Origin of the sequence: Nostoc sp. NMS7, from assembly GCF_017115085.1 — a bacterium.
Lineage (GTDB): Bacteria > Cyanobacteriota > Cyanobacteriia > Cyanobacteriales > Nostocaceae > Nostoc.
Genome location: NZ_JABXKJ010000112.1, coordinates 1 through 18,174, shown reverse-complemented (window position 1 = coordinate 18,174; position 18,174 = coordinate 1). Strand labels below are relative to the sequence as shown.

Sequence of the window (18,174 nt, the reverse complement as noted above, 5' to 3'; positions counted from 1 at the left end):
TGTTGTTTACTTAATTACTTAACTCAATTACTTAAGTGTTTGGGCTAGAAAAGATAAAAATTCAGGCTTGTGGCTTTCCCGTTAGCTAGCGATCGCTTCTTGCAAATCAATTAACGCTCAGTTCTGGGGGATAATCTACTGCGAAAGTAACTCCCAGTGATGATCTTGGAACTTAATCAGCTAAACCTATTCTCAGATTTGACCCTCACACCAGCACGTAGAGCAGAAACACTGGTGATGAGTGCTGATGCCCTGGTGAAGTGGAAAGCGCAAATATTTGAGTATCAGCAACGGGTGAGGGAAACCAAGCCACCTGAGCAGGCGACACTGTTTAACCTTGCACCAAAACACTACGACCCAGACCGGATTGATCCGTTGCAGTTACAGGTGCGTAGGCGTAGCCCCCGTAGGCATCGCTCTCTTTTTGGAGAATGCCAGCTTCTTGCCCCGGCGATGCGTGTATCTATTTCATAATTGACTCTGCTGCTTCTCTTGTGCTGTATGTGGGTGAGACGTGCTGCTCTAACAAGCGCTGGAAGGGTATACACGCCTGTAAAGATTACATCGCCAGTTACCAGGATTTACATTATCGCTATGGGATTCAGACAGCAGTTAACATCGCGTTTTGGTGGAACACTCCCACAGACCGACGCGCACGGCAGGAGTTGGAATTGAGTTTAATTTTGAAGTGGCGATCGCCCTTTAACAAAGAAAACTGGGAGCGCTGGGGGCAACCGTTTGGATAAACTTTTTTTGTGACGAGAAGAGGCTTACTAGAATGTCTGATAATTTTCCTTTTCAAAATCCTGAGCAACTACAGCAATGGCATCAGGGTATAAAAGATGCCAACCGCAATAATATTTTCTGTCATTGTCATGCTTGCGGTTATGAGTGGATGGATTCAGCATTTGATGTTACTTGTATTCAATGCAGTAGCAAAGATGTAGAAAGTATTTCATCTTGGCAATTTCCAGATGACTAAATCAGAATAATTTATATTCTCGCTAACCACTTTCCAAGTGCTAAATCTGCTAATGACTCTAGGGAATCAGGATTTGGAATTAACTCCTTATAAGTGTTAATTACCACAGGAGAAAATGATTTATAAGAAAGGCTCCAATACAAATTTCTGGGTCTTTTTTCTCGTGGCATGGCATCCCATTCAGATTGCAGCCTCATCCGACCGAAACCTTCTGGTATATGACCAACATGGGTAACAACAGATCCATCCATCCACAGCCTCATTCTGCCAATCACTTGTCTTCTTTGTGTAAATAATAATGAGCTTGGAGTAGGTAGCCATAGAAATATGACTGGTTTATTAATCTTTCTTTGAAAACATAACTCAACTACTGGTTTAGCCTTACCTCTGCCATATCTAATGGTATTTTTACCTTCAATTTCTTCTTTAATTCGCCCATCAAAACTCAGAATTTTCTCTCTAAGTTTAAGAATTGCTTGTTGTTCTTCTCCAGTGCAAGCACCAAGCCAATCTAAAAGTAATTGCGGTGGTTCTAGAATATTGCTTGATGTACTGCTAATATCAAGTTCCTGATAGTGAATCGGAATTGACCAAGTTTGATTAGTATCAGTATCTTGCAGTTGTAATTGAAAGTTTTGATTAATCTGAGTAATAGTAACCTGCAAAAAATCGACTATCAACTTTGTGTGTTTGCGGTCAATCAGATTATGTTTGTGAAATGAGGGTGCGATCGCAAGTAACCGGACAGGCTGACTGTAATCAATTTGCTCTTGAAATGCTTTCTCGTCTAGTAAGTTATCGTAGTAGCGAGTTAATTGCTGGACAACATATCTATCTTGAGTATTTTTGAGTTCTAAAATTACTAATTGTCTCGTGTCGTTAAGTGCTAAGATATCGCAGATTTCGCCCTTAACAGCATACTGTCGTTTTAAAGGTTTTAAGCCTGATAATTGCTGTAGGTTATCCCAAACAAAATCTTCTAATGCTGCTTCTGATGCAAATTCCCAACTAGAACCTGTTTTACGTAGTGCTGCACCAGCTAGCATATCTTCGTTACTGCAATATTAATAGAGTACTGAATATTATGGCATAAGGCGCTCGTAATTATTGGACAAAAAACTAAAATCCTTGCTGCTCTAAATTCCTGAGCTTTTCTAACTTATTTTATCTAGGGCTTCTGGGTGTCGCTTGTGGCAATAACGCACCGCAGATTCAACTAGTTTATCGATTTTTGTAGGTTGGCGTTGTCCAAATCCTTTCCCAGACATGGTAGTTAGTGTATTGAATACATGGATTTCAGAATAGGTGAATTCTTCTTCAATTGACACAGGATTATCTTCTCAATGAAATATCACTGACATAATAGCTTGCTTAAAGTAATAATATCTCGCGTAAAGAATTTCGTGAAATGTCTATTAAATTTGGTATTTCTAGTTTAGAACAAACGTTGGGATATGTGACTGAAGCTGCACTCGAAGTATTCAGTCCTAATCATGACAGCTATCCAGCAGTTGGCGTACAACCTTTTTCTGGCGAACCTTGGAAAGAGGGCAAGCATCACGGGAAACACAAACATCATTAATCTGTTAATACCAATTAAGTTAGCTCACCTTGTTGCCCAACAATCTGAGCGAACGATCGCATTGCTTGCCGGCGGCGATCGCTTCTACTAATATATTTCCTTGCTTGGATGGGCGATCGCTTATTTTCCTCTAAGAATTTGGCGATCGCAATCAAACTACTTTACCTAATGCTGACTCAAGACGGTTGGTGAATTCTGAGGAGCGATCGCTCCTTTCCTCTAAGAATTATGTGCGATGTCTACGACGGCAAGCTACGCTTTGGCTGTTAAAAAGCTGCTCTCAAAAAATAGATAATTGCTATTTCGTTCCAGGGGATATCTCGCTCGTGTAATTGTTGCACTCTATCGGCTAGATAATCTACCTCATGCTGAAAAGTGGGGAGTTTAATTAAATCTGGTATTGCTCCCTGTCTTCCTGCACTAGCGGGTTCTAACAATACTACTTGGTCATCATCCCCAGTGGTAGGGGTCATCACATATGCAGCAAATTCATAGGCTACCCCTAACACCTGTTCTGTGTTGCGGTAGTTGAGTTTAAAAATAGTGGTGCGTCCCTGTGCCTGAATACCTACACTCTTAAAGCTAAATTTTTTAGTGCGTTCTCCTCCGTAAAGGTTTTGGGCATCATCATAGAGGATAAGCAAAGAATTGGTTTCGGGGTTGACCATCTGGGCAATTAACTTTAACCACTCTGGTTTAAAGTCGTGTCCCTCATCCAGCATGACAGCGCCATACGTGCCAGCAGGTATTAACTGGGCATCGACACCTGTAATTACTCTTTGAACCAGTTCTTCTATATAAGCTTCACCTTGATACTCTCTAGGGTCGGGTCTGGGGATGTCATACTTTCTGAGTAAATCCATGCACCACCCATGAAAATGTCGTACCTTGATGCGACTGACTTTGTTTTTATCTTGGATAGTTTGCCGGAGCTTGGCAGCTAGGGAAACGTTGAAGCACAGCACCAAAATTGGTTTATTTCCAACTTGTGCAAGGTGTTGACAACGGTAGGCTAAAATCATGGTTTTTCCTGAACCAGCCACGCCATGAATTACCCGATGTCCATCACCTAGACTCCGTGCCAACTGTTCCTGTTGCAAGTCCATAATCCTGAGAATGTCGGGGATTTGCAGCTGCGGCGATTCTTCTTCAGTGGCCGCGGTTTCTAACTCAAGCAAAGATAACTGTTTGGCAGTAATGCGTAAATCTGGGAAGATGTGCCAACGGATTCTGTCAATTTGACTCCTGGTGAGTGTCTTGCCAAATTGATATGCCGATAAATCCCAAATTCGCTGCTGAAATTCCCCTGCATCTGTGCTTGGGCGCATTTCATCTTTGCAGATAACTAAGTTTTCCTCAAATACTTCTGGTAGTCCACTGTTGTTAAAATCTTTGCGGTTGATGTTGGTGAACACCACGCCGTAACCGTAGGGAATAACCAGTTTACCTTGATATTTACCTTCTTACTGCACCAAAAGAGAATCTTTTTCTAGCATCTTGTTGACTGCTAGGGCATAATCTCTGGCTTGTTGTAGTGGGTGCTTAACTTCCTTTATTCCATCTTCAGTAAGCAGTGTGACTGTGGAGGGGTTGATATTTTGAATAGTGTCTAACTTCCAGTCTTTCACCTCCAGAATGAACAAGCCCCGGCTAGGGTGCAGCACTATAAAATCTGGGTGCAACTGCTTCTTACCTACTGGTACGTCATACCAAAGTAAATAATCATCCTCTAATTTCTCCTCTAAGCGCTGCGCTAACCTCCTCTCACCGAGGGTCATCCGCATTGAGCAACTATTAAATGAAGGAATTAGAGTAGTCATAAATGGTAGATGTTTACACGGGTTTTTAAGGAGGGCGATGTCTGCCTGGGGTTTCCTCTAAGAATTTGGCGGGGGCGATCGCTGCTATTGCTAGTTTTCCCATAAGAATGGGGGTAATTAGTTTTAACAAAACAAGGAGTTCAATCTAACTTTGAGCGACCTCCTGGGCGTGAGGTGTAGACCATTGCTTGAGGCGATATTAAATGATGGTTGAGCCTGGAAGTTCTGTGATTGGTGGTTCTCCCCAAGTTTCGATTTGGTTAAATGTATGTCTGCTTAAAGGATAAAACCGCACGCTATCTTCTAAAACTTTCACTTGTTTATGGAGTCTTTTTCTGAGTTCATTATATTTTTTTTGTTCCAGAACACATTCAAATACTGAATATTGTACTCGTTGGCCATATCCTTCTAATAAATCAGATACTTTTTTGCGTCTTTTATCACAGGGTATATCATATACTATTACATAAAATAGCATTCAACGAATTTGATAAGGCTTATATAGTTGGCTAGGCTGATAAATAAAATCTTTAAAAGCTTTAATTTGCTGTGTCATTAAATCCCAACGAGGTTGTTTTTCTCCTTTAGCATTTTGCACTTCTTCGTCTAAACGCTGTAAAAAATATTTAATATATTTTGCACGACCAACGTTATTCAGGTAACAGCCGCTATCATGATATTCAAAGTCTTCTTGAGTATTCATGACTTTGGTATTGATTAGCCACAATACCAGAGAATCAATAATTGGGGTGCGAAATTCTTCTATTAAATCGGAAGCAAGGGCTGCATGGCGTTCTGTACCTTGATGTAGACAAGCGTAGTAAGGGTCTAATCCCTGAAGTTCAATTAGTGTCAACAAATGATTCCATAGGATTTGGTAGCCAAAACTCAGCATGGCATTCACTGGATTTCCTGGGGGACGGCGGCTACGCGCTAAGAATACAAAATCGGGATTATTCAAACATTCACCAAAGGCTGAAAAATATTGTGCTGCACCAGCCCCTTCTAATCCCATCAATCGCTCTATCGTTTCAGCTTCTCCTGATTTTTGCCCCAGAACCTCTAAACTTTTGATGGCAATTTCAGCCGTCTCAGATGGGTTACGCCGTTGTTGTCGGAGTAAAAATGTGCGGCTATTTTTGAGTTTGGCTTGGACAATTTTTCTAGCTGCTAACAAGCGTTCAATTGCTGTTAATTGTTGCTGATAACGAGATAATTGACGATATCCTCGTTCAATTGGCATGAGCCGACCATAGCAGTATCCCATCCGGGATAGGTAGGCGATGGGGATATCTCGCCATAAACAAGTACGAATAGCTTGGGTAGTGATTTGAGATTTACCAAATATTAGTATTTGTTCCAGGAATGGTAATTGTACTTCGCCATGAATAGTTTCTCCTTGTTTGATAATAAGGGTTTCGGCTTTGAGTGTGATATAACAACCTTGTCGGGAAACGTAGAGTGTACGCATAAAAATATTGTTAGTTACTTTTTACTTTCTTTGGTCAGTTGTGACTGTTGGGAAATGATTTCGGCTAGCAACGTTTTAATTTGGGATGGTTGTAAAAAATTCACTACAGCATCACCTGCTGTAGCGTTGACAAAGCTGGCTATTGTAACCAAAATTGTGTTAATAATTACTGCTGCTAGTCCTAGTGGTGCAATTAACAGGATAATTAGTGTAATAGTGCCGTTGAGTAAGGCGACACCAAGGTTGCGAACTAATGCTGCACGAGAAGATATATACATAGATGGATGTAATGGTGTTGGTGAATTTGTTCTATGTCTTAAGGTAGAGGCTGATGTGGGATCATGCTAGAGTTTTCATGCGAATGACGAATTTTTAATATTCTTCTACTTTCTCTGCGGCGGGGTCGGCAAAAGCTGTAAATGCTTATTCTCTCGTTGACCCCGCCGATGTCTTTTCCAGTAAGGGTTACAGCGTTTTGATGCCTATGTATTATGGTTGAATTTGGCTGTAGGTATATACCCCGTCGCAAATGGCATCTGGACATCAGGCACAGTCAGGGGTTTAATAAGAGGGGGACGCTTCTCTTTGTAGAAGTGGAATTAATGGAAACGCTGCCGGGGAAGGCGCCCGCCGACGACAGGTTGACGACGACGCTTCTCTTTGTAGAAGTGGAATTAATGGAAACTTAAGTCCGAAACAATTATGGAAGAGTATACTGATGACGCTTCTCTTTGTAGAAGTGGAATTAATGGAAACTATACGTACCAAATCTCCAAATATCTCCGGTAGTCACGGGACGCTTCTCTTTGTAGAAGTGGAATTAATGGAAACGCAAGCCAAAACTTGTCTATTGCTGATTCACTCAGAAGACGCTTCTCTTTGTAGAAGTGGAATTAATGGAAACACGTTGGTTTAAATACCATTATCAAAAGCTTAGAACAGACGCTTCTCTTTGTAGAAGTGGAATTAATGGAAACGGTGTTTTTCTTACCGACTCGCAATAGTGGTCGTGGTGACGCTTCTCTTTGTAGAAGTGGAATTAATGGAAACGACGATCGTATTGTCTAAGTGTTAGATACCGAGCATAAAGACGCTTCTCTTTGTAGAAGTGGAATTAATGGAAACGCAAAAGGTCGGAATGTTTATATTCCGACCTTTTGAAAGATTCTGAAAGATATTTGATTATTTATTGTTATTTATAAACTGCTAAAATCGCTTCACCAATTTCCTTAACCTTAGCTACCAATTCCTCTGGTTGTACAACCTTCACATTACCGCCAAAACCAACAATCCACCGCAGAAACTCTACATCACCCAAATACCATTTAGGTAATACAACTTGAAAGCGATTAGAAAAGCATTTATCTTTCGTTTTTTTCAGGCAAAAAATCGACTTTGGCAACGTTAATCTTCCGTTGTTTACAGGTGAAGACATTTTCATTTGCTGTGATGAAAATCTTTTAGTACCTTCAGTGATAAATCGAAATATAGCATCATTAAACCACAACTCTATTGTCACACAAACCTGGGAATTTTCTTGTTTACTATGACTGAGAAACTTCTGCTGGTCACTTGCACTATACCCAATAAAAATACCAGGGCTAGCAGCATAAAGTTTTTGTAAATTCTGTAATGACTTTTCTTGTTCTTGTCTTGAACGTACTCTTTTTTGAAGTTGACCTATAAACAATCTATCCAAACGTTCAAAACGGAAAAGTCCGGCATACTTTCCTCCTTCACATTCGTAACCCAAATACCATGCTTGGTTACAGAAGACGATTTGCAAGGGAAATGCTAGAAAAAAACCTTCTTCGTCTAGTGCAAACTTGCCACCACCCGGAAAGCGATTCAATTCCAATAGTTCTCCCTTAACTATTGCCTCCTCAACTCGCTGTAAGTTCTTAGACAGCGCATCTAACGGTAAAAACTCTGGATCAACCATATTGCGGTTTGCGATCGCCCGCACCGGATATACCTTACTCACGCCCAATTTACTTTGTGCCATCCGCATAGCAAAAGTTTCATAAATCTCCAACGCTACGGGGTCATTCAGACTTTTAGCTTGAGACTGGAGAACGTCAAACACTTTGATTAACTCGTATGTTGATAAAATCGCCGTCCCCGCGAAGTAGCCGTCTCTAAGAGGAAATTCTGGCAATATTTTATAAGGCTTAAGAACCTTTTCAATGTCCTTGCGAACAGTATCTAAGCTATCACCATCAATAATGCCTTTCTGTTGAAGTGCAGATACAAGATTTGGCAAACTTCCCTTGCCTGTATCTTCCAAGAATGGATGATGAAGAATAAAACGAATTATTTGTACTAACCTCTGGAATGTGTAGAAGTCGGAATAGCCATGATTCACAAAGGAAGATGGCGTAATGGAGTGATGAAGTGGTGGGGTAATGGGAGAAGAGGAAGCAATAGTATTAGCCCCAATCAGTAAATTTTGCTGTAACCAGTCTAAGTCAGATGCGATCGCCCCAGCATCAGCATAGATTGTGCCGCACAATTTACCTATTAAAGCGGTAACTTCTTCTATGGAACTAGCAAAGTGAGGAACATGACCAAAAATGCTTTCTAGCAGACTGGGGTTAGTGATTTGCAAATTTCCCATCCCTGGATAGCGAATGATTAAAGAAATTAGATGCATTAGCCGCTCAAAGTCCAGCAGCTTACTGTAGGAATGTAAAGTAATATGACGATTGCGATTAGCACGATTGGTAAGGGTGCGCCCAAGCTGTTGGATTTGGTTTTGAATTTGTTGAGTATCAAAGTTGCAAGAAGTGACATCAATTACTTTGACTACTGCAAAACCTTCTGCTGCTACTGGCAAAAACTCTTGCAGAGATTTGTGCATATTCTCAATTATTATCTCTGGAACTTGGCGATCGCGCTTTTGATTCCAAGTCTTGCAAGTTGCAATCGGGGTTTGCAAATACCACCCCATCCACATAACTTTATCCCCATACTGGGGTAGGGAAGCAATGAACTTCCTTAGCAAATCCATCCGCCATACACGTTTGGCATTAGTAGCATCATAGATTACGGAGTTACCTTGAGCGATCGCACCCACAATTTCAGAGAGAACTTTCTCCTCTACCTCTAACCACTCACCTTGAATACTTGCATCTCCATAGAGTTGCTGACGAATTGCGTCAGTGGAGATGATGCGATAATTCCCCAGTTTTGCTAATTCGGCGGCGAAAGTGGATTTCCCGCTACCGGGGATACCGATGAGGAAGTGACAGATCATAAGGAGTTCAAGGTTAAAAGTTTTTCTACTTTAACTTTTAACTGTTATTTGTTTGTTGTCTAGGCTTTTCAAGCGAATGACGACAGTATTAATGAAGGGTTTAATTAATTTTGCTTCTCTCTTTGAGAAGCAAAATAATGGCATTGTTTTCCATTAATTCCGATTTAACCCAATCGGTAGGGCTACGTGTACATTTCAGATGACTATGAGAAATGTGCCGTTTCCATTAATTCCGATTTAACCCAATCGGTAGGGAGTTCGTCTGGGAGCCTTTGCCCCGTAAGGCTTTCAGCCACCAAATCGACACCACTCTAAAAAACATTATATATCTTATGTGAAATTGGACAACACGCATACCTCAAATCCTTACCCAGTAAGCAATCGACACCACTTAACGAAAAATATAGGGTTTCGGCGATTTGGCGAGTGGTGTCGATGAACATCTAAAACTCTCATCCTCTCTACGTCTGGAGCGTGTTAGCGTACCCCTGCTCTTAAGCAAGCTACGCGGAGCGTCTCCAAGAGTTGCGGGGCGTAGCCCGATAAATCATCTCACAAACACTCAACACAATTAAAAAAATTTCGTCATTCGCATGAAAAGGTATTTACATCCTCAAATTTTCCAGCAAGATATAAAAGTCACAGTAATTCGCCCAGTGTTACATAACTCATAATTGCCAAAATCGATAATTATTACAAAGTATAACTACTGAATAAAAACTCAAAATTCTACTGTAATTTAGACAAGACCGCATCCAGCAACTATGGTAAACGTGGCCAAATATACAGCAATAACCTTTGCTCCGGTGCAAGGGTTTATCGAGAAATCCCGTAAACTCCGAGACTTGTATGGTGCATCTCTGATTCTCTCCTATCTGAGTCAACAGCTAGTACAGGAGTTTCATAAACCACCTGAATTAGAAGTGATTTCTCCAGCCAGTCATAATTTACAGAAAGGGATGCCTAATCGCATTCTCATTAAAGGGGTTGTTAGCAAGGAGCAAGCCAAAGCAATTTTACTCTCTGCTTGGAAGGACATTTTAAAAGTTTGTCGTTGTTGGATAGAAGAGAAAATATCAGATAAATACCATTGGGAAAGGGAGTGGACACTTTGGGGCAGCCACACTTGGGAAATATTTCAAGGAAGTGGTGAAACTATTACAGAAGCAATGGAGAAACTAGAAACCAACAAACTCTCCCGTGCTTGGACTGCTGTTAACTGGATTGGAGAAAGTTCTAGCTTAACTGGTACAGATGCGATCGCTTTTCCTGGTTTGGGTGCAGAAACTCGTAATCCTAAATCTTTAACCTATCATTCCGAGAAGAAAGAAATTGAATATTTTTATGCAAAACTAGCAGAAATAACTCAGGAAGAATCAGAAACACCGGAAGGCAAATTTATTGCGCCTAAGGAAAAACTGAGTATTCCAGAATTAGTAAAACGTTTAGTTACATGGCATGAAATTCAAGAAAAACTTGATATAGAACCACTAGAAAAAGGCTTTAAAGAAATTCAGCGTAAACCAACTGAAAATACACCTGGACAATGGACAGGTTGGTTTATGGGAGATGGTGACAAAGTTGGAGATCATTTAAAAGATTTAGCTGCAAAAGATAATCGTGATAAAGAAATTAAAAACTTTAAAATTAAAAAATTTAGTCATGCAATGCGTGATTGGGGAAAGCAATTTGGTGATAAATTCAATTTACGTGAAAAATTAGGTAGAGTCGTTTATGCTGGTGGTGATGATTTCTTAGGGATTATTTATAGTAAAAATCCTAATGAGCCTATTTCACCATTAAAAGCTTTTGAATGGTTAATGACATTAAACGACAAATGGAAAGAACATGGACAGGATATTACTGTTAGTGTTGGCTTTGTTTGGGTTGCAGGTAGTGTACCCCAACGAGACGTTTTACAACATTGTCGAGAAGCAGAAAAAGTAGCTAAATCATTAGGAAGAAATAGAGTCACTATTCGGGTAGTTTTTAATAGTGGTCAATATGTGCAGTGGACTTGTCCTTGGGATTATTTGCATATTTTAATTAAGTATAGAGATAGAGATGGTAAAACCTTTGCTGAATGGGAATGTAAAGGACGTGATGAAAAAGATTTACCAAATTGGACTCATGTTTATAGTGATTTAGCCCAATTGAAAGCTCGTCATGCTATAAATTTGAAAGCTAAAGACAATAATGTTGATGAGCGTATAGCATTAAATATTTTCAATCTTTACTTTGACCAACAGAAACAATATTTAGAAGATAACCAAGAACAAATAGTTGGTAAATCAAATAATCTTGAACTAATAAAATGGATTTATGGTTTAATTCATATAGGATGGCATTTATGTAGAACGACGGGGAAAAACCAAACTATATTAGTAAAAGTAAAGTAGACTAAAACCCTCTTCCCTTCTGCCTCCTGCCTTATCCTGATGATAAATATTCACACCGACCTACTTATGTTCAAATATTTAATTCTCATCAATCCTTTAGGGTTTATGTATGGCAGTGCAGGGGCATTTCTATCACCTGAAAACTTAGTAGGACGTTCCGGTTCTAAGTTTCCTCCAGAAGCCGCTACCCTATCTGGATTATTTTTTAGTGTTAACCAAGCTCAGAAGTTATGGGACGAAGAACAATTAAGTAATAATTTATATGTAGCGGGTTCATTTTGGGCAAAATGGGAGAATCCAGAATATTTTTATGTACCAATACCCTGGACTAAAATTATAGCTGAGAACGATTCCAGTGAATGGCAAATTAGAAATAGACAATGGCACAATAACAACTCAAAACTAGAACCTTATTATCAATGGCAAAGAATAAATTTTTGGAATCATACAGCAGAGGAAATTCGGAGTAATGGGTACGCAGAAAAATCTCCTTGGCAATTTGTATCTGTATTACATCCTCATCTAAAAGATGATGAAAGATGCACTCTAAAAATAGATGATGCAAAAGGTGGATTATTCCTAGAATATTCTGTACAGCTAGACCCAGAGTATTGCTTAGTTTATTTATCTACTCATGCTTTACCTGATGGTTGGTATAGATTTGGTGGTGAAAATCATATTGTGGAAATAAATAGTTTTGAACTACCTGATGACAGCCCAATTTTAGAGCTTTTAAGTCATTGTTGCTGATGATGAAATAGCTATGATTCATGATATGGCGTTATATCGTCAGACTCGGGTGGCATTAGATAAAACAGAAAAAAAAGCTAAAGACAAGGCTTTTTTTAATACGGAAGCATTACCGGAAGAAACTATCTTAGCTTTTCCTATTGCACTTAAAGAAGACAAAGAAGGTAAGAAATGGCAACCATTTGATAACAATCATAGCGATGAAATTTATCTAGGAGGATTAGAATCTATTGGTTTTGGACATTGTATATTAACCTTCAAGGAGATATAAATATGGCTTTAGAATTATACAAGTTAGATCAGGAAGCTCACGATTTAGTTAGTAAGCATAGTCAGCATAAAGATGCACTCACTCAGGCTTACAAAATGCGTATGACTGTAGTTTATGGTCTAGAACGATTTTGGGGAGAACATTTGCGGTTACAAGGAGTAAAAGCAGATTATTGGAAAGAGACTTGGAATAAACTAGCAGAAATTGTCTCCCAAACTGGTATTAAACTTCCTACTGATTCAGATAGATAAATTCGAGAAATAGCAGATGAACTATGGAATTTACCCATAGAACAACGCAAAGTTACTTTAGCTGTACTAACGCAACTTTGCGAATGTATGGTGTGGTGGACTCAACGTTATAAACCCATTCGTACTGCTGGAACTAGTGAGGAAGGAGAATAAAATGCCAGATAGCGATCGCATTCCCTTGATGTTTCAAGCTCAATTACCAAATCGTGGTAAAATACACTATTCTGCTGAATCGCAAACAGTTTATTAATGGGTTGAACAGTGGCTAAAAAGTTGTCCTCCCGTTCCTGCTGCTGTAGAAGAAAACGTTCCTTTGTGGAAACAGAATCAAACTCAATCCCCAGTCAAAATGCCTGGATTCGGTCGTCAAGTTCAAACGAAGGAATATACGATTAACTGGCGTTTATTGACCAACAGTGGACAAGATGAAGGTTTTATTAGACCTGTTATTGCTGCTAAGGGATTCCCTTTTTATCCAGGTTCAAGTATGAAAGGTGCATTCCTAAGAGTTTGTCCAAAGGAACTGCAAGGAGAATATTGTGGTAAAGAAATTACCGAAAACGGACAAACCAAAACTAAACCAGGAATTTTGCGCTTTCATGGTGCATATCCTGTAGATATGTCTTGGGGAAATAAAGGCCGCCTAGTTGATATCGTTCATTCCCAACAAAACCGCCAAGTAGAAGATGATTTTACCACTACAGCCAATCCTCAAATATCTCTTTATGGAACTACATTAGTATTTGGTATTTCCAGCACTAAACATTTAGAACCATCAGAATGGAAAAAGATTTGGGATATTTGGGAAAAAGCTTTAGGAATCGGAATTGGGTCTAGAGTCAGCGCTGGTTATGGTCATTTTACTGAAAGTCTTGAAAATACAGATAAAGTCATCCTTTCTGTTCATCTCTGTGGACAGGGATTAACTTCTAAATTATTAAATAAAACTCCAGAATTTCGCCCCAATATGTTTAAAGCAGTATTAAGGGGACATACTCTAAGATTACTGGGGGGTATTACTGATGAAGAAACAGCGAAAAGAATTACTCAAGAACTTTGGGGAGGAATTGACAATGGTACTTTTATCGGAAAGTTAGGTATTAATTTTATTGCTGAAGAACTTAACATAGGTAAACACACATATAATCCTCCTGCGAAAAGACCAGTTTCTATGTCTACTTATGACTTAGAAGCAGGAAAATTAGATATTCTTTATATCGGTAATTCTAATCAAGAAAAAACTAAACTTAAAAGAATTCTCACTCAAATAATTAAATTTTCTGTATTATTAGGAGGATTTGGTAAATCTTGGCGGAGAGTTGATCATCGGATATTTTACCCTAAATATTTCGATAACCATGATAAACCTATGATTGGTTGTCATTGGGAATTTACAGAAGAATCAGAGGAGTTATATTTAACTTGTGCAAAACTAGACACTGGCAATATATCTAAATTTATACAAGATATTCGACAAAATTTAATTAATTTATTGGAATTACCAAATGTTAATTACGTTGAAACTTGGCGAGAAGCTTGGCATCCAAATAAAGTACAAGTATGGGGAAGAATTGGTAAAACTAGCGAAGCTATCGAATGGTTTCATGGAGCTTATTCAAATAATAAAACCATCAAAAGAACAGATTTAACAGGTAAAATTAATCCGACTAAGGTAGGACGTATTTGGCATCGAATGTATCCCAGATATGTCATAAAAGATGGAAACTTAGAAAGAACTAATCAATATGTAGAGTTGCTAACAATCTTTCCTGATGACTCTCAAAACACGCAAGAATTTTTACAATTTTTGAATGACGATACAAAATTTCTCAAAATATTTCCTAGAGGTTAGTTAACTATGAATATTTGGATTGTAACAACTGGTAACAGTGATGTACAGCTAAAACATAATTATGATAAGAATAAATGGCAGAAACGTTATAGAGTTGTGAGGAGCCAACTATCTAATCATTTGTTTGAGCCATTTCGTCTGAAAAATGCTCATGTTGAAGAGCCTTATACTGTTCCTGCAAGAGTTATGGGCATGGTTTATAGTTCTGATTTAGACGATGAAACTTACAATGATTTACACTTTCCTCTACTTGATACTTTCACTCAATATTTACAAGGCAAAAAGCAGCCTGATAAAGTTATTGTTATTTTAACCAATCAAGAAAATGTTTTTTCCAAAGAGAGAATGGATTATAAATGTCCTTATTGGCAAGATACCTGCACAATTCAACCAATCTTAGAGACGTATTTTCAAAAAAAAATTCCTCAACTGAAACCTAAAGAAGACATCAAATATTTAGAACTAAAGCCAGAGTCCAAAGAACAAGGTCTTGATAATTGGAATGAATGCTTGATATTAGTTAATCAAAAAATATCTACTTTAGAAGTTAATGAAATTGCCAAAATTTATGTAAGTCATCAAGCTGGGACTCCTGCAATATCTTCAGCAATTCAGTTTACAACTCTAGCAAAATTTAATAAGCAAGTTGATTTTTTAGTAAGCAATGAGTATGAACAAGGTAATCCTGTTCATATTCCCAGTTCAAATTATTTAAAAGGAATTAAATTACAGGAAGCTAAAGCATTATTAGAGCGTTATGACTATTCAGGTGTTCAAAAAATATTAACTAATATTTGGAAAAACAGAGAAGAAACATTAAATTATCAAGAACAGAGAATTAGTGAATTGCTGACAATGGCTACTTCCTGGAATTGTGCCAAATTTGAAGATTTCGCTAAAGCTAGGGGTACATCCGCTCAAGAACGCATCCAACAATGGTGGTGGACAGGCTATGAAGCAGCTTATTTAGCAGTTGTACGTCTGAAACAAGGTAATAATGTTGAATCGTTATTTCATAGTTTCCGTGCATTAGAGGGTACACTTTCTAAGTGGGTACAAACGCACTATCAGCATCATATAATTCCAGCAAAAGAAGATGAATCGCCTAAAATTCGAGACTCTATTTTCAATGAAATTAATTTGCCTGATAAATTTAAATTTAAAGGTGTAAAACCTCTTTATGGTGATTTTATTTATCAAATTTTTAAACAGGCTTGCCCACAGTCACAAGCCAATATCCATATTAATCAGCAAGTATGGAATCATGTGAGAGATGAGAGAAATAACTTATTTCATCAACTATTAGGTTTGTCAAAAGATCAAGTATTTCAAGCTTGTGATACTAATGAAAATGAGTGGCAAACTAGGGTTTTAGGTTGTTTAAATTTCATTTCTGGAAAAAAATTTACCTCGTTAAAAAAAGCTAGTCTCATGTACGAAGTGGAACAGGAATTGCAAGCAGCAATTAGCAATTATGAGTTACAAACTTAGAGAGTTTTATACGACTCTGCGTCTTTCAAATGAGGTCAATATCTCTGCGCTGGTAATCTGGATCATCCTCAACATTAAAAACGCTAATAGTTTCTGGTTTGGAGCGCAGCCAAGCCTCAACATCAGCAGCAGCAAGGTTTGCTACTTCTAAAGCATCATGCATGGTGTAGGTCATGGCTGTATCTCCTAGCAAGGCATACTAGTTTATTATTTCACTTGCATTGCTTCTGACATAAAGCACTTATAGAAATACAAGCGTTCACGTAGTGTCCGCACCAGAGGAAAGATTAAATGGGGTAGAGGTGCGTAGTTTACCGCACTTCGGCAAGGCTCAGTGACCACCGCAGGTCTTACCCTGAGCCTGCGCCGTTCGCGTAGCGCGATGCCCTGAGCTTGCCGAAGGGTCTCTAAGAGTTGGGCATCGCCCAAAATACAAGGGAGGAAACGAAAGCAACGGGGAAGCGATGTCTACTTTAAGCGGCTGTGACGCTCCTGCGGACGCTCGCTGACTCGCTACCGCTACACTAACGCTAACGCTACGCTATCGGTGACGCTTTTAGTAGTATGCGCTTGATGTCTAGCCCAATCTAGACTATGGCTAGTGAAGTGTCGCCCTCTTTCTTAGAGGAAATCTCAACGAAACAAAGCGTAGGCGTAGCCCGTCGCAGACATCGCCTCCATCACATGCTCCCGTATGTTTCTCCGATTAATTTGGAATTTTTAATTATTAAAATTAGTCTAATCTAGAGCAATAAATTTGAAATCCACTGTTAATTTTAAGTATCAAGCAATTCCCATCAACATTATTTCTATTGATAAAATTTCTATCTAGATTGCTATTGCTGATTCTAAATAAAATTGTTATTAACAAGCCTGTGCATACAGACATCAATATTATTATGACAAGATTAATTAAGTTTTTATAAGAAGATTTTCGGCTAGAATCTTCTGATTTTGATTGAAGACAGACAGTTTTTGGCGACCAGAAATGCTCATCAAAATCATAGTAGCTCATTTTTCTTATTCTTTTAACCAAGAAATTTACCTATTATTAGGAGTTCCTAAATAACTATATAAATAGGGAAAACCATAAATTTCCCGGAATTATCAGATGCTTATTGAAAGCCGATATTCCCAGATATTGAATATTATTTAGTTTCTACCTCACATTATTAAAACTCTTTTATTGAAAAAAATATTCTTACAAAAGTCACAAATACATCCATGACTAAAGTCACCCTTCAAGCATACATAATATATAAAAATTCTTACCCAAAAAATAAAATCCCCACACTTAAGACAGGGAATAAGGCTTACTCTCTTGCGTCAATACAAATGTACTATAATGGTTGGCCTAAAGCAAGTGATGTCATAGATAAAACCTCTGCCCCAGAAGCTCTTGGGCAAATTGAAAAAAATCTACTGCAACTTATAGAACAATTGACACAAAGTTAGTAGCCGTGCGATCGCCGATAGCGCCACGGAGAGCGAGTTATCTTCCATCGCCCTTGACTATCCCCATGAAGCAAGTATCACAGCTAACCAGAGAAAATCAAGCGAGTCAAAGTTGGCAAACAGCGATCGCACTTTCTTGCCCAAGCTAGGCATCGCGCCTCATCAAATGGGAACCCTGGTAATAGTTGCGTTTACCAGTCTCATTACATTCTTAAACTTCCTCAAACCCAAACCAGCCCAGCCAACTATTCTATGCTACGGACAACAAAGCTCCGGCGTTAGCCAAGAGCAAATTCAATCAGTTATGGAATGGCTGTTTGCCAGTTTAATGGCGGCTGAATATTTGGGGAAATCCCATATTATCTGGTACGACGACGCTAACCCAGACCCCGCAAGAGAGCAAACAGTTAAAAAAATTGTGCGCTCTGGTGAGCCAGTTTTCTTATATCGCTGTGGTGGGAAAGTGCAGCCACCGCCAAAAGGCTACTATTGGCGCATGATGCAGGAACACCCATCGATGCGGATTTATCAATTAGAAATAAAGGATGGGGAGTGAGTGCGATTCGTTCAGCCTAAACCCGAAAGGGGAGGACG

At 38.9% G+C, this 18,174-nt stretch carries 22 protein-coding genes, 1 pseudogene and 1 CRISPR repeat array; of the genes and pseudogenes, 13 read left to right on the top strand and 10 right to left on the bottom strand.

The features are described from left to right. The first annotated feature begins 165 nt into the window (after window positions 1-165). The 3 genes from HWQ38_RS40430 to HWQ38_RS11800 are packed head-to-tail and all read left to right on the top strand — an operon-like array spanning window position 166 to window position 982. Window positions 166-474 (top strand): hypothetical protein, encoded by a 309-nt coding sequence (locus HWQ38_RS40430; RefSeq protein ID WP_366933276.1) that lies wholly within the window; start codon window positions 166-168, stop codon window positions 472-474. Next, window positions 432-746, top strand: a complete 315-nt coding sequence (locus tag HWQ38_RS40425; protein WP_366933275.1) for a GIY-YIG nuclease family protein — start codon at window positions 432-434, stop codon at window positions 744-746. The genes HWQ38_RS40430 and HWQ38_RS40425 overlap by 43 nt, the downstream gene beginning before the upstream one ends. Before the next feature lie 32 nt (window positions 747-778). Then, complete coding sequence (locus tag HWQ38_RS11800; RefSeq protein WP_292793499.1) at window positions 779-982, top strand: hypothetical protein; 204 nt, start codon at window positions 779-781, stop codon at window positions 980-982. 11 nt (window positions 983-993) lie between these two features. Here the strand turns inward: HWQ38_RS11800 and HWQ38_RS11795 are convergent, their stop codons facing one another. Both HWQ38_RS11795 and HWQ38_RS11790 read right to left on the bottom strand, forming a co-directional pair. After that, window positions 994-2,028 (bottom strand): endonuclease NucS domain-containing protein, encoded by a 1,035-nt coding sequence (locus HWQ38_RS11795; RefSeq protein WP_292793496.1) that lies wholly within the window; start codon window positions 2,026-2,028, stop codon window positions 994-996. A 108-nt stretch (window positions 2,029-2,136) separates the two neighbouring features. Continuing rightward, complete coding sequence (locus tag HWQ38_RS11790; RefSeq protein ID WP_292793492.1) at window positions 2,137-2,310, bottom strand: hypothetical protein; 174 nt, start codon at window positions 2,308-2,310, stop codon at window positions 2,137-2,139. Between the two features lie 80 nt (window positions 2,311-2,390). Here HWQ38_RS11790 and HWQ38_RS11785 point away from each other — a divergent pair, with 80 nt between their 5' ends. Then, on the top strand, window positions 2,391-2,564 hold the full coding sequence (locus tag HWQ38_RS11785) for a nicotinate phosphoribosyltransferase (protein ID WP_292793489.1): 174 nt from the start codon (window positions 2,391-2,393) through the stop codon (window positions 2,562-2,564). A gap of 14 nt (window positions 2,565-2,578) precedes the next feature. On the opposite strand, the gene HWQ38_RS11780 is transcribed toward HWQ38_RS11785, so the two are convergent. The 7 genes from HWQ38_RS11780 to HWQ38_RS11750 form a co-directional block, all read right to left on the bottom strand. After that, window positions 2,579-2,719: a hypothetical protein gene (locus tag HWQ38_RS11780; protein WP_292793486.1), complete on the bottom strand. Its 141-nt coding sequence runs from the start codon at window positions 2,717-2,719 to the stop codon at window positions 2,579-2,581. Between the two features lie 111 nt (window positions 2,720-2,830). Then, on the bottom strand, window positions 2,831-3,979 hold the full coding sequence (locus HWQ38_RS11775) for a DEAD/DEAH box helicase (RefSeq protein WP_292793484.1): 1,149 nt from the start codon (window positions 3,977-3,979) through the stop codon (window positions 2,831-2,833). 48 nt (window positions 3,980-4,027) lie between these two features. After that, window positions 4,028-4,384 (bottom strand): nuclease-related domain-containing protein, encoded by a 357-nt coding sequence (locus HWQ38_RS11770; RefSeq protein WP_292793482.1) that lies wholly within the window; start codon window positions 4,382-4,384, stop codon window positions 4,028-4,030. Window positions 4,385-4,583: 199 nt separating this feature from the next. Next, a complete protein-coding gene (cas2, locus tag HWQ38_RS11765; protein ID WP_292793480.1) occupies window positions 4,584-4,862 on the bottom strand; it encodes a CRISPR-associated endonuclease Cas2 in 279 nt (92 codons plus the stop codon). Then, on the bottom strand, window positions 4,863-5,855 hold the full coding sequence (cas1, locus tag HWQ38_RS11760; protein WP_292793477.1) for a CRISPR-associated endonuclease Cas1: 993 nt from the start codon (window positions 5,853-5,855) through the stop codon (window positions 4,863-4,865). Window positions 5,856-5,869: 14 nt separating this feature from the next. Beyond that, window positions 5,870-6,133 carry a CRISPR-associated protein Csx18 gene (gene csx18, locus HWQ38_RS11755; protein ID WP_292793474.1) on the bottom strand — a complete coding sequence of 88 codons (264 nt, stop codon included), beginning with the start codon at window positions 6,131-6,133 and terminating at the stop codon, window positions 5,870-5,872. A gap of 296 nt (window positions 6,134-6,429) precedes the next feature. Next, window positions 6,430-6,980: direct repeats of the CRISPR family, unit length 36 nt; unit sequence GACGCTTCTCTTTGTAGAAGTGGAATTAATGGAAAC. A gap of 67 nt (window positions 6,981-7,047) precedes the next feature. After that, complete coding sequence (locus HWQ38_RS11750; RefSeq protein ID WP_292793472.1) at window positions 7,048-9,111, bottom strand: WYL domain-containing protein; 2,064 nt, start codon at window positions 9,109-9,111, stop codon at window positions 7,048-7,050. Between the two features lie 764 nt (window positions 9,112-9,875). Between HWQ38_RS11750 and HWQ38_RS11745 the strand changes: the two genes are divergently transcribed. The 6 genes and pseudogenes from HWQ38_RS11745 (at window position 9,876) to HWQ38_RS11720 (ending at window position 16,125) form a co-directional block, all read left to right on the top strand. Further along, window positions 9,876-11,510 carry a type III-B CRISPR-associated protein Cas10/Cmr2 gene (locus tag HWQ38_RS11745; protein ID WP_292793470.1) on the top strand — a complete coding sequence of 545 codons (1,635 nt, stop codon included), beginning with the start codon at window positions 9,876-9,878 and terminating at the stop codon, window positions 11,508-11,510. A gap of 66 nt (window positions 11,511-11,576) precedes the next feature. After that, the gene (locus HWQ38_RS11740) at window positions 11,577-12,260 is read left to right on the top strand and encodes a hypothetical protein (protein ID WP_292793468.1); all 684 of its coding nucleotides are present in this window, start codon (window positions 11,577-11,579) and stop codon (window positions 12,258-12,260) included. Continuing rightward, a pseudogene (locus tag HWQ38_RS11735) lies at window positions 12,247-12,531 on the top strand (RAMP superfamily CRISPR-associated protein); the annotation flags it as partial. The gene HWQ38_RS11740 and the pseudogene HWQ38_RS11735, both read left to right, overlap by 14 nt. A gap of 2 nt (window positions 12,532-12,533) precedes the next feature. Beyond that, complete coding sequence (locus HWQ38_RS40420; protein WP_366933274.1) at window positions 12,534-12,782, top strand: hypothetical protein; 249 nt, start codon at window positions 12,534-12,536, stop codon at window positions 12,780-12,782. Between the two features lie 349 nt (window positions 12,783-13,131). Next, on the top strand, window positions 13,132-14,634 hold the full coding sequence (locus HWQ38_RS11725; protein WP_366933273.1) for a hypothetical protein: 1,503 nt from the start codon (window positions 13,132-13,134) through the stop codon (window positions 14,632-14,634). Window positions 14,635-14,640: 6 nt separating this feature from the next. Then, entirely contained in the window at window positions 14,641-16,125 is a 1,485-nt protein-coding gene (locus HWQ38_RS11720) for a hypothetical protein (RefSeq protein WP_292793466.1), read from the top strand. Window positions 16,126-16,150: 25 nt separating this feature from the next. Here the strand turns inward: HWQ38_RS11720 and HWQ38_RS11715 are convergent, their stop codons facing one another. Continuing rightward, window positions 16,151-16,300: a hypothetical protein gene (locus HWQ38_RS11715; protein ID WP_292793464.1), complete on the bottom strand. Its 150-nt coding sequence runs from the start codon at window positions 16,298-16,300 to the stop codon at window positions 16,151-16,153. 1,049 nt (window positions 16,301-17,349) lie between these two features. Here HWQ38_RS11715 and HWQ38_RS11710 point away from each other — a divergent pair. Genes HWQ38_RS11710 through HWQ38_RS11700 form a run of 3 tightly spaced genes read left to right on the top strand, consistent with a single transcriptional unit; the run spans window position 17,350 to window position 18,136 of the window. Then, entirely contained in the window at window positions 17,350-17,580 is a 231-nt protein-coding gene (locus tag HWQ38_RS11710; protein WP_292793461.1) for a hypothetical protein, read from the top strand. Between the two features lie 5 nt (window positions 17,581-17,585). Beyond that, a complete protein-coding gene (locus HWQ38_RS11705; protein WP_292793459.1) occupies window positions 17,586-17,729 on the top strand; it encodes a hypothetical protein in 144 nt (47 codons plus the stop codon). Continuing rightward, window positions 17,693-18,136: a hypothetical protein gene (locus HWQ38_RS11700; RefSeq protein WP_292793456.1), complete on the top strand. Its 444-nt coding sequence runs from the start codon at window positions 17,693-17,695 to the stop codon at window positions 18,134-18,136. The genes HWQ38_RS11705 and HWQ38_RS11700 overlap by 37 nt, the downstream gene beginning before the upstream one ends. Window positions 18,137-18,174: the final 38 nt, after the last annotated feature.